Source organism: Brevibacillus sp. AG (genome assembly GCF_028369215.1).
GTDB classification, from domain to species: domain Bacteria; phylum Bacillota; class Bacilli; order Brevibacillales; family Brevibacillaceae; genus Brevibacillus; species Brevibacillus porteri.
Window position 1 is genome coordinate 1020719 of sequence record NZ_JAQMYO010000001.1, and the last position, 15091, is coordinate 1035809.

Below are 15091 nucleotides of genomic sequence, written 5' to 3' on the forward strand. Positions count from 1 at the left end.
AAGTTTACTGTAGTGTTAGTACCGTAAGCTCCGGGCGGCAAAATAAACGAACAGGCAAGATCGTCGTACCCAACCCTCTGTTAGTGTACACAGCCATGCCACCTACCTGATACAGTCCTTGTACATATTTACGCCCGTATTGCGGCGCCAAGAGATGACCAATGAAGGGCAAGCGCACTTGTCCGCCATGGCTGTGGCCGGACAGTTGGAGATGCACGGGATGCTCCGACGCAATATCAGCAAAATCAGGCTCGTGCACCAACAAGATCACGCTGCCCTCCGGCGGGATATTTTCCAACGCCCGCGGAAGATCAGGTACGCCATAGAAAACATCATCGACCCCCGCCATGTATAACTGTTGGCCATCTTTGTGCACGACAACGTGCCGATTATCCAACACTTCGAATCCAGACGCGACTAAGCCATCTCGAACTTTTTGTTGTTCACCAGCTCGATAATCGTGATTGCCCAAAACGGCGAATTTGCCTAATGGGGCTAGGAGCTGATTGAAAAGGGGAACAGCGGCGAATAGAGGTCGCGTCACTTCATCTACGATATCCCCTGTGAAGCAAATCAAATCCGGTTTTTCGCTCTGGATCAAATCTATGACGGGTTGTAAGTCTTTTGGTTCAAAATAATGACCGAGATGGACATCACTGAAGTGAATAAGCTTTGTTCCCTTAAAGGTTTCGGGTAATCCCGGTATCGTGATGGACAATCGCACAATCTCAAGAGCTTTTCGCTCCCAGACATGACCGTACACGCCAGTCGCTACACCGAGACCAACTACTCCACCTACCCATTTCGTGACTTTATGGAGAAATGTTTTCCGCGAAATGGGGGCAAGGTTAGGATCATTCACTGTTTTCCGTTCGCCTCATACCCATTCACGACAACGTCCAATCTTCCGGTAACCGGGTCAATGAGTAAACCATGTACCTCCACATTCGGTGGGAGGAGCGGGTGATTTTTAATCGTTTCTACGCTATTTTTCACACTTTCTTCTACACGATCGAATCCGTGTAGCCATTTATGTAAGTTAATCCCTGCATGTTGAAGTGTGGAAAACGTTTGAGCCGAGACTCCTCGCTCCAGCATCTTCTCCATCGTGCGTTTGCTGTCTATCGCACTCATCCCGCAGTCATAATGCCCGACGACCATCACTTCTTCGGCATTCAATTCGTAGATCGCAATCAGAATACTACGCATGATACTTCCAAAAGGATGGGACACGATTGCCCCGGCGCTTTTTACGTGCTTGATATCCCCATTTCGCATATTCATGGCTTTCGGCAGCAGTTCAACTAAACGGGTATCCATACAAGAGAGCACGACCAGACGTTTATCAGGAAACTTGGTTGTTTGGTACTTTTCATATTCATGGCTCGCCACAAATTCACGGTTAAATGCGAGAATTTCATCTAAATTGCGCACTTTCACAGCACCTGCCTCGCTCTTTGTAGTATGTGTTTGTATCGTATGCTTTTCTATTTTACATAGGAGAATCAAAATCTCGCAAGTGACTGTGGCAGTTTCTTATCAAGTGGTTCATTTTTTCAGGATGCAATGTTGCTCGTCTAAACGAAATTTTTTTGGTGAAAAGAGGTTCTCAATCGTCGAGTAAATTGGTTCTCTTTTCGTGAATGTCTCACCTATCCATAGACCATACAGTTCAACTTGCGTCTTGTCGTGATCAAGTAGCTCCTCGCACCAAGCACGTAGATGCATCATTCTGGCCATGCTTTTTTGATAGTCCTCTACGTATCTTTGATAATGACGAGGTCTCTCCTCTTCTGGGTACATCCCGAGTTTTACTTTATCTGGATGCTTGGAAATGCTAAATCTGCAAGCACAGCCCTCTTCGGTTGTCAGCCACCAACCCTGTCTTTTCGGAAAACGCTTGAAAAAATGAGGGCTATTTTCGCGTGACAGCTTGCCTGTCAAAACATAAGGAGAGAGTAGTGGCTTTGGTTCAAATCCTGGCGTTTCTTTTATCATAACGATTAATTCTAAGCACATTGCTTCAATTCCTCCGGAAAGAGTAGAAACATCGAAGTAACCTCTGTGATTCTATTAAGTAACATTGTGTAATGATAATCAAAGCCAGAATTAAAATACCCTGGCTTACTTCTTGCCCCGAGAGACATCTACGTTCATTAGTCATTTCATCATGTTAATACTTGGAAAAGTTTACCTATTTGTTTCTTACTGGCGAATGACTCATCCATCGATAAAAAGGATAATAGGGTCATCGCTTTTTTTGCTTTATTTGCCGCAAACATTTTGTGATGACCATCCAATAAAAAATGACTATTGTTCAAAGAAAATAAAGTATTAGACTGATGCTGTTGATTTGGTGCTATTACTGTCTAAAAAAGCTCTTTACCTTAGAAAAATAGGTATTAGACTATTCAATCCTTCCATACAAAAAGGCCAGTCAAAACACAAAAATAAAGTGTTAGACTGGCCTGGTTTATTGAGCTATCGACCCCGTTAGCTTAAATCAGAAATTAGAGTATACATCTAAAATCTCAATTGCTGTCCTACAAGTTTCTAGGCTCAATATATATAATAATTGGACCAAGCCTTCCATCGTCTTTAGTTTTGAAGGTAACTGCAACAAATTTATCTTTATCTAATTTAAACATTTCTTTTATATCCATTTGGCATTTCGTTCATCCTCAATTCCAAACAGTACAACAGCTGCTTGCTCCACTAGATGTAACACTATTTTCGTACTTCTTCTGTAAGGCTATTTCAGGCTATTTAACTTATTGATGACATTCTGAAGTCCCAATTCTGTTGACTTCTTGAAATAGAAACTTTCAAATTACTACTCCCAGTTTTGAAAGAACCCGATCCATTTCATCAAAATGTTCTTTGTCGCTTGAAGCATAGATCAAATCAAAACTATCGTTATTTTTCATCACTGTTATTATGCTGTCATCGTAATTCCCATAAAATTCGATGCCAATCCAATGCCGAAAGGAAATACCTTTATTATTAAAATTTTCACGAATAAAATCCAAGTCGGTTTGTTCAATGGAATAGAACGATTCACAGCCGTATTCAAGAGCGAAGACGGTTTGCAAATAGGCCATCGCATGAAAAAAATCGGTCAATGTTTCAAAATCCTTTTTCCATACCTTTTCATCGTAACTCATATAGACAGGTGGATTGGACCTGGATAAATCGTTCTTATGGATTCCCCAAACACAGACACGTTGATTCTCGCAATAAAAAATTAAATATTCGTTATGTTTGAAGTGTTGGAGTTGCTCGGGTTTGATCAAACTATCCTGAGTATGATTCAGCCGCTCGTCTTTACCGAGTTCCAAATAATAATCTATAAACACCTGGGGCAATTCACCAAAATTATTTTTAATGGTTTGTATCTCGTCATGACTAAACCCATTTCGTTTCGTAATACGAAACAGCTTTTTAATCATTGTAAAATCAGTCATCCGCATCACACCTTATCCTTTGTATAATACTCCATCGTTTGACTTAAGAATATCTCAAGTCGGTCTCCTTAACCATCAAGAGAGCATATTATACACCCAATCTACCATATATTTACTCCACTATCCTGCCTGTTAGTTGAATAACTGGCGCCAGTCTAACACTTTATTTCTCAGTCTAGTACTTTATTTTTCGGTCTAATACTTTATTTTACAGTCTACAACTTTATTTTTACGGAACAACTATAAACCCATACCTCGTCAAAATGATTTACCGGATATTTTATATCTAGGAAAGAAATACTCAACGCTGTTGGTGTTTCTTTTACATCCAGTCTTTCCATGTAATCATTTATTGCTATAGGATTTAATGATTCACTGGATTGAATGGGTACTATATATTCTTCGCTTTTCCTCATACTGCTTATATTCCTTAGCCCAGCCTTGTAGTATTCAGTCCCATATGCCTCTCTTTTCAGGATACACCTTCAGCAAAGTTGCAATGTAATGACCATTGGGAATGAGACAGGATAAATCAGACAGGAAAGCTTGGTCCAATTTATTTATCCCTTGATTTAATTGGTTGGATATTTTTGTTGAGTTTTTCATATCCATTCCTGAAACGTCGGCATAAAAAAGACAGGTTTCACAATCAATACCTGTATTGGCGATCTCTTTTCCCTCAATGGCGTAGTTTGCTCATTTATTTTTATCTCCGACAGAAATAGTTCTAAATCAATAAAACCTACGTAATCAGTATTAACCTTTAAATTTAAATGGGTTTTCAACATAACTTTCAATCACATAGCCACAATGTGTACAGATTCTATGAATGATTTCAGAACTAATAGGAATAAACTTACCTAAGGGAAATACTCCCGCCTGCGGAGCTTGCTTCCCTTTTCCAATCTCACTCCAACCACATTTTGGGCATTTCTATTTGATTTTTCATTTTGCACCTCGGGATCTCGTATTTTTAAAATACCTTTTCCTATTATACCTAATTTTCCCACAAACAGCGATAAAGCCTTGAAACTGTCTGCGGAATGAGAAGCCTACATTTGCACAAGCATTGTGAGCGATTGTTATCCATACAAAAAGACACTAACAACAGCTAGTGTCCTTTGTATTGGTTATTTTCTTATCCATTACTTTTGGCTACGACTACACCCTAGCTAATCTTCGCCTCAATCCGCAGCTTGTCCGCCACCATCGCGATGAATTCGGAGTTGGTCGGCTTCGCCTTGGTGTTGGAAATTGTATAACCAAACAAGCTGGAGATGGAGTCCAAATTACCACGGGACCACGCTACTTCTATCGCATGGCGGATCGCACGTTCTACGCGACTAGCAGTTGTATTGAATTTCTTGGCAATGTCCGGGTACAGGACTTTGGTAATCGAACCGAGCAGCTCGACATCGTTGTATACCATTGTAATCGCTTCCCGCAAATACAAATAACCTTTGATATGAGCAGGAACTCCAATCTCATGAATGATGCTGGTGATGCTCGCGTCCAAATTTCGTCCGCGGATTTGCAAGGTAGCTTGTGGTTTCACAGAAGAAACAAAAGAAGAGGCAGGTTTTGTTGTAATGATTTGACGGATGCGCTGTGCCAGCACCTCCATATCAAACGGTTTCAAAATGTAGTATGCTGCTCCCAGCTCTACTGCTTTCTTCGTAATTTCTTCCTGCCCGAAAGCAGTCAACATGATAATTTTAGGTTGAGGACTTAAGCGCATGGCCTGAATTTGCTCCAAAACAGCCAAGCCATCCAGATGTGGCATGATGATATCCAAAATTAATACATCGGGTACACGTTCCTGCAGCAGTCGAACTACCTCATTGCCGTTGTAAGCAACACCTACAACATTCATGTCATACTGGCTACTGATGTACTCTTCCAACAGATTTACAAATTCACGGTTATCATCTGCCAACAACACTTCAATCTTGCTCAAGGTCGTTCCTCCTAACAATGGACGGTCTTTTGGAAAGAAGGTGGCGTTCTAGGGGTTAACAAATCTAAAAGGATTAGTCCATACCATCTTTTCTCTACAAAAATTATTCGACAAAGCAAATTCCATTCCTGCCAATGACGAAAGATTGAATGATTTAACTGATATTTCGACAAAGAATCCATTCATTTCCAAGCGATTCGTCAAAGGACTGCAAAAATCGAAAAAGCCGCCTCGCTTCGTTCGCGTGACGGCACTTCATTCAGGCAGCTTTGGTTGTATTGGTTCGAGATTCGGCAGTACCTCGCACATTCACACCAGCATCCTGAAGCATCCACTCAATGTAGCAGCCGTATCCCGAAGTAGGATCATTGACAAACACGTGCGTGACGGCACCGACGATCTTGCCTTTTTGAATGATGGGACTGCCGCTCATCCCCTGTACGATGCCACCTGTCTTTTCCAAAAGGCGTTTGTCCGTAACTTTAATAATCATCCCTTTGGTTGCAGGAAAATGCTGCTTGACCACGTTTGCGATCTCAATATCGAACTCTTCTACCTTCTGGCCTTCCACGACAGTAAGAATTTTGGCTGGCCCTTCCTCTACCTGCTCAGCAAGAGCGATTGGTAACGGCTCCTGGTAATAGCTGCGTTTAGGCTCGTCCTTCATTTTGCCGAAAATGCCAAAAGGGGTGTTTTTGGTTATATTTCCGAGAACTTCACTTTCATTGTAGAAACGCGCAAATTTCTCCCCTGGGTTGCCACTTTGTCCTTTTTCAATCGATGTGACACTTGCTTGCACGATCTGGCCATCTCCTACGACAATGGCTTGACCAGTATCAACGTCGGAAATGACGTGCCCTAATGCCCCGTACGCTTTGGAATTCGGATCATAAAAGGTCAGTGTCCCTACTCCTGCCGCTGAATCCCGAATATAGAGACCCATACGGTATTCACTGTCTTTTTTGTCTTTTGCCGGGTGCAAAGTGAGCGAAAGCTTTTCCTTGCCACGAACGACAAGCAATTGAACGGAATGATTCTTTTTCCCCGTTTCGTTAATCAATTTCTTTACGTCGTTCATGTCATTGATGTACATGTCGTTCATTTTGATAATCATGTCACCGACGTGTATACCTGCCTGTTCACCTGGAGAAAACTTGTTTTTACCATTGTCAACTAAATGATGACCGACAACCAAAACACCCGCTGTTTGCAGCTTCACCCCGATTGACTGTCCACCAGGGTACAACCGCAGATCTGGCAATACATTTACTTTTACAGCAGTCAGCGGAATGTTATGCCACTTCACCTGCAATTGGGCTTCCCCAGCCCTACGAGGTTCAACGGACATAGGCCTGCTCAAATCAACGGATACCTCACGCGCCTCTGTCCCGTTAACGTGCAAAATATCAGGATTGCTATTGATTAGCGTGCCCATTACCGGCACAGAGACCCGCAGTTGCTCGAGGGACCCTTCCATCAAACGCAATTCACGGGGAAAGGAGGACAGATCGCGGAACGGGGTGGAACTCACGACAAGCGCCGTGATGAGGAGAAGGAGACTTCCCATCCATTTTCTTTTGTTTTGTCGGATCACCAGTAATCACTCCTACCGTTCCCTACCTACACCTACAAAACAAAACGGTCAGGTCCGTTTTGATTGACCGCAAGCGGTCATGAGGGACACCTCCACCTTGTGTACCTTTAATGTTGCCACCAGCCAAGCGGATTATGTCAGGAAAATAACCCACTCTGAACATTAGAAAACCAAGCTTCACCAAGCCCTAGGGAGGCCATTGCTGCACTCTTATCAACGAAAAAAAGACTGCCAACTAAAATTAGCTGACAGTCTTTCGTTCACGGCCGAGAAGGATCATCTCGCGTGCATGTTCTTCTGTTTTCGCTGTTACCTCTGCCCCGCTTAGCATGCGAGCCAGCTCCGTTACCCGTTCATCATCAGACAAACGATGCACCCGCGTCTCCGTTTCATTCTCGCTCATTTCCTTTTTGATCAGAAAATGCGCGTCTGCCATGGATGCGACCTGGGGCAGGTGCGTAATGCACAGGACTTGGCGCTGCCCAGCGACTCGGGCGAGTTTTTCTGCTATCGCTTGAGCGGCTCTTCCGCTTACACCCGTGTCGACTTCATCAAAAATAAGGGTCTCCACTTGATCCGTGCCCGCCAAAATCGTTTTGATGGCCAGCATGACGCGTGACAGCTCCCCGCCGGAAGCAATCTTCGCCAAGGGACGCAATGGCTCACCCGGGTTAGGTGAGATTAAAAACTCGATTTGATCCATTCCGTTCGCATCTACGAAGCGCTTGATTCCGTCGATTTCTACCCCGTCATCATCCGGCGTCTGTCTGACGTCGATGGCAAAACGAGCCCGCTCCATGTGCAGTTCTTTTAGCTGCTGCTCGATTTCTTGTGCGAGTTTTCCTGCACATTCGGAACGAATAACCGACAACTCCAATGCCTCCACTGCCAAATCGGCTGCAAACTCCTGCAATTGCTTATCCACCTGCTGGAGGCGGTCTTCGTAGTGATGCATGTCATCCAATTCATCCTGAATCGTGGCAGCGTACTCCAAAATATCGTCTACACTTTTGCCATACTTGCGTTTTAACGACTGGATTTGATCAAGACGGCGTTCTACTTCTGCCAGCTGCTCCGGTTCAAAATCCATTTGGTAAGACAATTGACGAAGGTTATGTACCACATCTTCTATCTGGTAGTATGCCGATTGGACCATCTCCAAAATCGGAACGAGCTGTTCTTCGTAGTTCACACCACGCTCAAGCTCTCCCATCGCATGCCCTAACCAATCCATGCCTTTTTGGTCACCATGCAATGCGCGGTATGCATCTTGAATCGTTGAATAAACTTTTTCAATGTTCATCCACTTTTTCCGCTGCTGCATGAGCTTCTCGTCTTCTCCAGGCGTGAGAGTTGCCGCCTCAATTTCATCCAACTGATATTGCAATAGATCGATGCGCTGTACCAGCTCCCGATCATTACGCGCCATACGCTCCAGATCTTGCTTTGTTTTACGGTAGGCAGCATACAGCGTACCGTACTCTTGCTTCGCAGATCCCAAAGCGCCCTCCCCATATGCATCGAGCCAATTGATATGCTTGTCTGACTGCATCAGCATATGCGTATCGTGTTGTCCATGCACCGTAACCAGCCATGGCCCTAACTCACGCAGCATAGCGAGAGTTACGAGCTGACCATTAATTCGGATGATACTCTTCCCTTGATTCGATATATCTCGGCGTACTACGAGCATTCCGTCTTGCTCAATCTGGACACCGACATTCTTACAAACGTCAAGTCCAGGGTGACCAGGCGGCAATTCAAACAGCCCTTCCACTTCTGCACGAGGCTCACCGTATCGGACAAAATCAGCCGAAGCCCGGCCTCCTAACAACAGTCCTAGCGCATCGATAATGATGGATTTACCGGCACCAGTCTCACCTGTGAGGATGTTTAACCCTTTTTGGAAAGAGACTGTCACTGATTTGATAATGGCAAAATTTCGGATCGAGAGTTCCACTAGCATCGCAAGCGACCACCTTCTACAACATTTCCATTAAGCGTTTCGTCACTTCATTGGTATTTTCTTTGGAACGGCAAATAATCAGGATGGTGTTGTCGCCACTGATTGTCCCCATGATTTCTTCCCACGGAAGGTTGTCAATCAGTTCAGCTACCGCATTCGCATGTCCCGAAAGTGTCTTCAGTACAATAAAATGATCAGCTTGGTCAATGCTAATAAAGGAATCCACAAGCATGCGTTTCAGCTTTTGCAGTGGATTGAATTTTTGTTCAGCAGGCATTGAATACTTATATCGTCCATCGGGGAGCGGCACTTTTACCAAGTGTAGTTCCTTGATGTCTCGGGATACAGTCGCTTGCGTTACGTTAAAGCCAGCAATCCGCAAGCGGTCCACCAGATCATCCTGTGTTTCCACCTCTTGATTGCTGATGATATCCCGAATTCGAATATGTCGTTGCCCTTTGTTCATATGGATTACTCCCATTCCCCTTGTAATTTCGTTCGTATTGCTTCGAAAAAGCCACCTTTTTTCCACTTAATCAGCGGGGTAACACACGGTGACTTTTTAATGTAAATCTGATCGCCGCCCTCGAGTCGATAACCAAACTGCCCGTCTATGGACAGTCCCATCTCTTGATGAATGGCATCTACTTCGACCCGGATCGTTTGATTGCCTGACAGTACCATTGGCCGGGCCGTCAAGGAATGAGGAGCTACTGGCGTCAGTAATAGCATGTCCACATTGGGCGCCACTATAGGGCCGCCTGCAGAGAGTGAGTATGCCGTTGATCCTGTTGGCGTAGAGACAATGACACCATCTCCGCTGAACGTCGCGACGTACTCATCATCCAGAAAGACCGCACATTGAATGATTCGGCAAAATGACCCTTTTGCAATCCCTATGTCATTCATGGCCGTGTATGTCCCCAACGTGGTTCCTTTTCGCACCAAACAAGCTTCCAGCATCGCTCTCTTTTCAATGTCGTACTTTCCAGAAAGGAGATTGTCTACAGCCTGAGGCAGATGCTCCGGTTCCGCTTCCGACAAAAAGCCTAACGTGCCTAAATTAATTCCAAAGATTGGGATCGAGTGACCGGCAAGCTGGCGAGCAATTCTGAGTAGCGTGCCATCGCCCCCTAATACACAAACCAAATCCGCCTGCTTCCCCATCTCTTCTACAGATGCGCCCAGTTCTGGATGCCCTACATCTGATGCGACATGTTCATCCAGGAATACGTGCGCCCCTCTGTCCTCAAGTAAATACAACAGTTCCCGTGCAACGATACGTGCTTCAGGTTTTCCTTTGTTCGCTATGATTCCAATTTTCTTCACGTGGTCCACCCCAAAACTGGTTGGTTGGAAATCCTTCTTGAACAACCTCATATTCAAGTATACAACTTCACATGCATAAATAAAAAGCCTCGATTGTGACAAAACTCCCGAGGCTTTGGTTTTTTATCCTATTTCAAATTCGCATGTGCAGAGGCAACTACCTCTGTTACGCATTGCAACCATGCTTCCGAATCCATGCCGCCCTCACTTTTTTGGACATGCATAACAAATTCAATGTTTCCTTCTCCCCCTGTAATTGGAGAGTAGTCCAAGCCCTTTAGCGCGAAACCCAATCCACTGGCAAACTGACCGATGTCAGTCAGTACGCTCTCGTGTACTTCTGGATCACGGACGATTCCATTCTTTCCGACTCTATCCTTGCCGGCTTCAAATTGAGGCTTAACTAGCGCAACGACGTCACCGCCATCGAGCAGAAAACGGTACAACACCGGCAAAATCAATCGCAATGAAATAAACGATACGTCAATCGATGCCGCGTTTGGACGTTCATGTTCAAAAGCTTCCGGGTCCATATGGCGGAAATTTGTCCGTTCCATGACGACCACTCGTTCATCCTGTCTCAAGGTCCACGCGAGCTGTCCGTACCCGACATCAATAGCGTATACAAGTCGCGCACCGTTTTGCAGCGCACAGTCCGTAAATCCGCCCGTGGAGGCCCCGATGTCCATCATGACACGATCCTTCATGTCGATCTCAAAGACACGCAATGCCTTTTCCAACTTGAGGCCACCCCGACTCACATACGGGTGTACCTCGCCCTTCACCGTAATCGCAACATCCTCGGCAAATTTGGTTCCCGGCTTGTCACAGCGCTCGCCAGCTACTTGCACAAGGCCTGCCATTACGGCTGCTTTTGCTTTTTCTCTGGTCTCATAATGGCCTCTCTCGACCAAGAGAACATCAACCCGTTCTTTTCTTACACTCATGCTTCCACTACGCCCTTCGAAATTGGCATCAAGGATCGGACACGAGCAGCGATATTATCAGCTGTGAGCCCTACCTCTTGCCGCTGTTCTTTCACACTTCCATGCTCAACAAAATAATCAGGTACCGCGACAACCTGTACATTCATGCCGTGATAGCCTGCACGATTGTAGCATTCTATGACAGCGCTGCCGAATCCGCCCATTTCACAGCCCTCTTCGACCGTAATGATATCGTAGCCTTCCTTCGCCAGACGGAACAAAAGCTCTTCGTCCAGAGGCTTGCAAAAACGTGCATTGACCAGCATCGGTTTGATTCCTTCTTCTTGAAGCTGATTGACAGCCGCCTCAGCAATTTCAAATACGTGACCGAACGAGAGGATCGCCACGTGTTTGCCTTCTCGTACAATCTCCGCTTTTCCGATTGGCAGCACTTGCAGATCATCATCCATTTTGACGCCACGAATCGGCAATCGCGGATAACGATAAGAGATCGGACCGTCTTTATATTCCACTGCTGTCTTCATCATGTGACGCAACTCATTTTCATCCTTCGGTGCCATAATGACCATATTTGGAATGATGCGCATGAATGCCACATCGTACATCCCTTGGTGTGTCTCCCCGTCTGCTCCGACGAGCCCAGCACGGTCAACAGCGAAAATCACATTGAGTTTTTGACGCGCGACATCGTGGACCAGCTGATCATAGGCTCTTTGCAAAAAGGTCGAATAAATCGCAAAGACCGGCTTCAAGCCTTGTGTCGCTAATCCTGCCGCAAATGTACATGCGTGCTGCTCTGCAATCCCAACGTCAAACAGTCTGTCAGGGTACTTCTGTCCAAATGGGATCAAGCCTGAACCCGCTGGCATCGCAGGGGTAACAGCCACGATCGAATTGTCTTCGTCTGCGAGCTTCATCATCGTTTCCGCAAAAACAGACGTATACGTTGGTGCAGATTTCGGTGTATCACCTGACTCGATTTTATACGTACCGATACCATGCCACTTGACTGAGTCGGCTTCAGCTGGTGCATAGCCTAGTCCTTTTTTCGTGATGGCATGAATCAAAACAGGGCCTTTTGTATGCTTGGCTGTCTTTAATGTATCGAGCAACAGCTCCATGTTATGTCCGTCGATTGGGCCAATATACGTAAAGCCGAGCTCTTCGAAGAGAACGCCAGATACGAGCAAGTACTTCATGCTGTCCTTGAAGCGTTCAGCCATGTGAGCCAATTTGCCCCCTACAGCCGGAATGGATTTCAACAATCCTTCGACTTCATCCTTCGCCCATTGATAGTTCTCCGTCGAGCGAATTTTCCCCAAGTAGTTATGCAAGGCCCCAACGTTTGGCGCGATGGACATTTCGTTATCATTTAACACAACGATGACATTCTTACGCTCATGACCGATGTGGTTCAAGGCCTCCAGAGCCATACCACCTGTCAGCGCACCGTCACCGATGACTGCAATGACATGATTCTTTTCCTTTTTCAAGTCCCGCGCAGTCGCCATCCCCATTGCGGCAGACAAAGACGTACTGCTATGTCCGGTTTCCCAGACGTCATGCGGGCTTTCCACCATTTTGGGGAACCCACACAGACCTTTATACTGACGCAAGGTCGGAAACATCTCCCGGCGTCCTGTCAGCATTTTATGTACGTATGCTTGATGTCCGACATCCCAGATCAGCTTGTCCTTGGGACTGTCAAAAACATAGTGCAGCGCTAGCGTCAGCTCGACGACTCCCAGATTCGGCGCGAGATGACCACCTGTTTTCGATAGCGTCTCGATTAGAAACTGACGGATCTCGGATGCCAATGTATGTAGCTGCGGTTGCGTGCACTTTTTCAAGTCTTGAGGATCATTTATAGTAGTAAGCAGCATTGGTATTCCTCACTTTCCACTGTTCGTTCTCCGGCGATTGTGCATGCTGCATATCAATCAAGCCACTAGAAAACCCGGCTTTCCTTATTGCTATAGCCGATTTCGCTTATTTTCAGCTTGATTCATTATAACGGTTTCTTAATAAAAACACCACTTTTCATCAACATATACGAATATGAAGGCGATATCTTGCATTTTCTGGTAAGATGATTTTGAATACATACTCCGAACAAAAGAGGTGGACGTCCGTGAAGTTCTCACAAATTCAGTATGAGCGCATGGATATGGACAAAGTTGAAGGACAATTCACGCAATTATTGGAAGCGTTTCAACATGCTGCAAGCTTCCCTGAGCAAGATACGATCATGGCTCAATTGAACAAACTGCGACAAGAAGTGGAATCTGCGCGGAATGTCGCACAAATCCGCCACACGATCAATACAGAAGATCCTTACTACAAAGCAGAGCAGGACTATTGGGATGAAGCAACTCCTTTGTATACCGGAATCGTTTCCCGCTACTATCAGGCAATCGTCGATTCTCCCTTCCGCGCTGACTTGGAAGAAAAATGGGGAGCACAGCTGTTTCGCATCGCTGAGAGCACACTCCGTACATTTTCGCCAGAAGTTATCACTGATTTGCAGGAAGAAAATCGTTTGGCTAGTCAATATGTAGCTCTGAAAGCTTCTGCCAAAATCATATTTGAAGGAGAAGAGCGAAACCTTTCAGAGATGATTCCTTTTACAATCGCGAAGGATAGAGACATGCGCAAACGCGCTAATGAAGCGAAGTATGATTATATGCGGCAAAATACGGACGAATTTGATCGCATTTACGATCAGCTCGTCAAGGTACGCACACGCATCGCCAAAAAACTCGGCTTCAATAGCTTTGTGGAGCTAGGCTATGCACGTATGAACCGTTCTGATTACAACGCAGAAATGGTAGCCAGTTTCCGCCAACAAGTGCTTGCGCACATCGTTCCAGTAGCATCAAAGCTCGTTGAACGTCAGCGCCAGCGCATTGGTGTCGATACACTTGAGTATTACGATCTTTCCTTTGATTTCGCTACAGGGAATCCGAGCCCGAAAGGCCCGCCGGAATGGATTGTGGAAAACGGGAAAAAGATGTATGCCGAGTTGTCACCTGAAACCGACGAATTTTACAACTTCATGCTGGACAATGACTGTTTAGATCTATTGAGCAAAAAAGGAAAGGCTACAGGCGGCTACTGTGAATACATCAGCCAATACAGGCTCCCCTTTATTTTCGCCAATTTTAATGGTACATCCGGTGATATTGACGTACTTACGCACGAGGCAGGACATGCGTTTCAGGTGTATGTAAGCCGAGATTTTGAGGTCCCTGAATATCATTTCCCAACCTACGAGGCGTGTGAAATACATTCAATGAGCATGGAGTTTTTGACCTGGCCATGGATGGAGCATTTTTTCAAAGAAGATACCGATAAATACAAATTCTCTCATCTGAGTAGTGGACTCCAGTTCATTCCGTACGGCGTGTCTGTTGATGAGTTCCAGCATGTTGTCTACGAGCACCCAGATATGACCCCAGCAGAGCGCAAACAGGCTTGGCGTGAAATTGAGCGCAAGTACCTCCCGCATCGCAATTACGCACAGAATGAGTATCTGGAGGATGGCGGGTTCTGGCAGCAACAAACGCATATTTTTCAAAGCCCCTTCTATTACATCGACTACACACTGGCCCAGATTTGCGCGTTCCAATTTTGGAAACGATCTCAATCTGAGCCAAAGCAAGCTTGGGAGGATTATTTGACGCTTTGCCGCGAAGGTGGCAGTAAGTCATTCCTCGAACTGGTACAAGTGGCGAAGCTGTATTCTCCATTTGAGGGCGACAGTATCCCATCAGTGATTGGCGAGATTGAACAATTTTTAAATAGCATTGACGATAAGAGGTTGTAATTAGGTAG

At 45.4% G+C, this 15091-nt stretch carries 12 protein-coding genes; 1 reads left to right on the forward strand and 11 read right to left on the reverse strand.

Going from position 1 to position 15091, the window contains the following annotated elements; genetic code table 11:
• Positions 1-4 precede the first annotated feature (4 nt).
• The 11 genes from POF51_RS04605 to dxs all read right to left on the reverse strand — a co-directional run bounded on the left by POF51_RS04605 (position 5) and on the right by dxs (position 13140).
• Positions 5-862: a metallophosphoesterase gene (locus tag POF51_RS04605; protein ID WP_106834807.1), complete on the reverse strand. Its 858-nt coding sequence runs from the start codon at positions 860-862 to the stop codon at positions 5-7.
• The gene (locus POF51_RS04610; protein ID WP_069845451.1) at positions 859-1434 is read right to left on the reverse strand and encodes a beta-class carbonic anhydrase; all 576 of its coding nucleotides are present in this window, start codon (positions 1432-1434) and stop codon (positions 859-861) included. The genes POF51_RS04605 and POF51_RS04610 overlap by 4 nt, the downstream gene beginning before the upstream one ends.
• A 114-nt stretch (positions 1435-1548) precedes the next feature.
• Positions 1549-2019, reverse strand: a complete 471-nt coding sequence (locus POF51_RS04615) for a hypothetical protein (protein ID WP_271754063.1) — start codon at positions 2017-2019, stop codon at positions 1549-1551.
• A gap of 806 nt (positions 2020-2825) precedes the next feature.
• Complete coding sequence (locus tag POF51_RS04620) at positions 2826-3470, reverse strand: hypothetical protein (protein WP_271754064.1); 645 nt, start codon at positions 3468-3470, stop codon at positions 2826-2828.
• Positions 3471-4632: 1162 nt separating this feature from the next.
• Complete coding sequence (gene spo0A / locus POF51_RS04625) at positions 4633-5421, reverse strand: sporulation transcription factor Spo0A (protein ID WP_007720793.1); 789 nt, start codon at positions 5419-5421, stop codon at positions 4633-4635.
• 259 nt (positions 5422-5680) lie between these two features.
• Positions 5681-7015, reverse strand: a complete 1335-nt coding sequence (gene spoIVB / locus POF51_RS04630) for a SpoIVB peptidase (RefSeq protein ID WP_069844632.1) — start codon at positions 7013-7015, stop codon at positions 5681-5683.
• A 241-nt stretch (positions 7016-7256) separates the two neighbouring features.
• Positions 7257-8981 (reverse strand): DNA repair protein RecN, encoded by a 1725-nt coding sequence (recN, locus tag POF51_RS04635; RefSeq protein WP_069844631.1) that lies wholly within the window; start codon positions 8979-8981, stop codon positions 7257-7259.
• Positions 8982-8997: 16 nt separating this feature from the next.
• Positions 8998-9447 (reverse strand): transcriptional regulator AhrC/ArgR, encoded by a 450-nt coding sequence (gene ahrC / locus POF51_RS04640; RefSeq protein WP_017248017.1) that lies wholly within the window; start codon positions 9445-9447, stop codon positions 8998-9000.
• A gap of 5 nt (positions 9448-9452) precedes the next feature.
• On the reverse strand, positions 9453-10310 hold the full coding sequence (locus tag POF51_RS04645) for an NAD(+)/NADH kinase (protein ID WP_069844630.1): 858 nt from the start codon (positions 10308-10310) through the stop codon (positions 9453-9455).
• Between the two features lie 128 nt (positions 10311-10438).
• The gene (locus tag POF51_RS04650) at positions 10439-11257 is read right to left on the reverse strand and encodes a TlyA family RNA methyltransferase (RefSeq protein WP_017248015.1); all 819 of its coding nucleotides are present in this window, start codon (positions 11255-11257) and stop codon (positions 10439-10441) included.
• On the reverse strand, positions 11254-13140 hold the full coding sequence (gene dxs / locus POF51_RS04655) for a 1-deoxy-D-xylulose-5-phosphate synthase (protein ID WP_069844629.1): 1887 nt from the start codon (positions 13138-13140) through the stop codon (positions 11254-11256). Before dxs ends, POF51_RS04650 begins: the two co-directional genes overlap by 4 nt.
• Positions 13141-13388: 248 nt before the next feature.
• On the opposite strand from dxs, the gene POF51_RS04660 reads away from it, so the two are divergent.
• Positions 13389-15083: a M3 family oligoendopeptidase gene (locus tag POF51_RS04660; protein ID WP_069844628.1), complete on the forward strand. Its 1695-nt coding sequence runs from the start codon at positions 13389-13391 to the stop codon at positions 15081-15083.
• The last annotated feature ends 8 nt before the right edge of the window (positions 15084-15091 follow it).

Bases quoted from the DNA above. Each gene is read 5' to 3' on its own strand.
- POF51_RS04615 (WP_271754063.1), bottom strand. From the start codon at position 2,019: ATGTGCTTAGAATTAATCGTTATGATAAAAGAAACGCCAGGATTTGAA.
- POF51_RS04620 (WP_271754064.1), bottom strand. From the start codon at position 3,470: ATGCGGATGACTGATTTTACAATGATTAAAAAGCTGTTTCGTATTACG.
- recN (WP_069844631.1), bottom strand. From the start codon at position 8,981: ATGCTAGTGGAACTCTCGATCCGAAATTTTGCCATTATCAAATCAGTG.
- ahrC (WP_017248017.1), bottom strand. From the start codon at position 9,447: ATGAACAAAGGGCAACGACATATTCGAATTCGGGATATCATCAGCAAT.
- POF51_RS04650 (WP_017248015.1), bottom strand. From the start codon at position 11,257: ATGAGTGTAAGAAAAGAACGGGTTGATGTTCTCTTGGTCGAGAGAGGC.
- dxs (WP_069844629.1), bottom strand. From the start codon at position 13,140: ATGCTGCTTACTACTATAAATGATCCTCAAGACTTGAAAAAGTGCACG.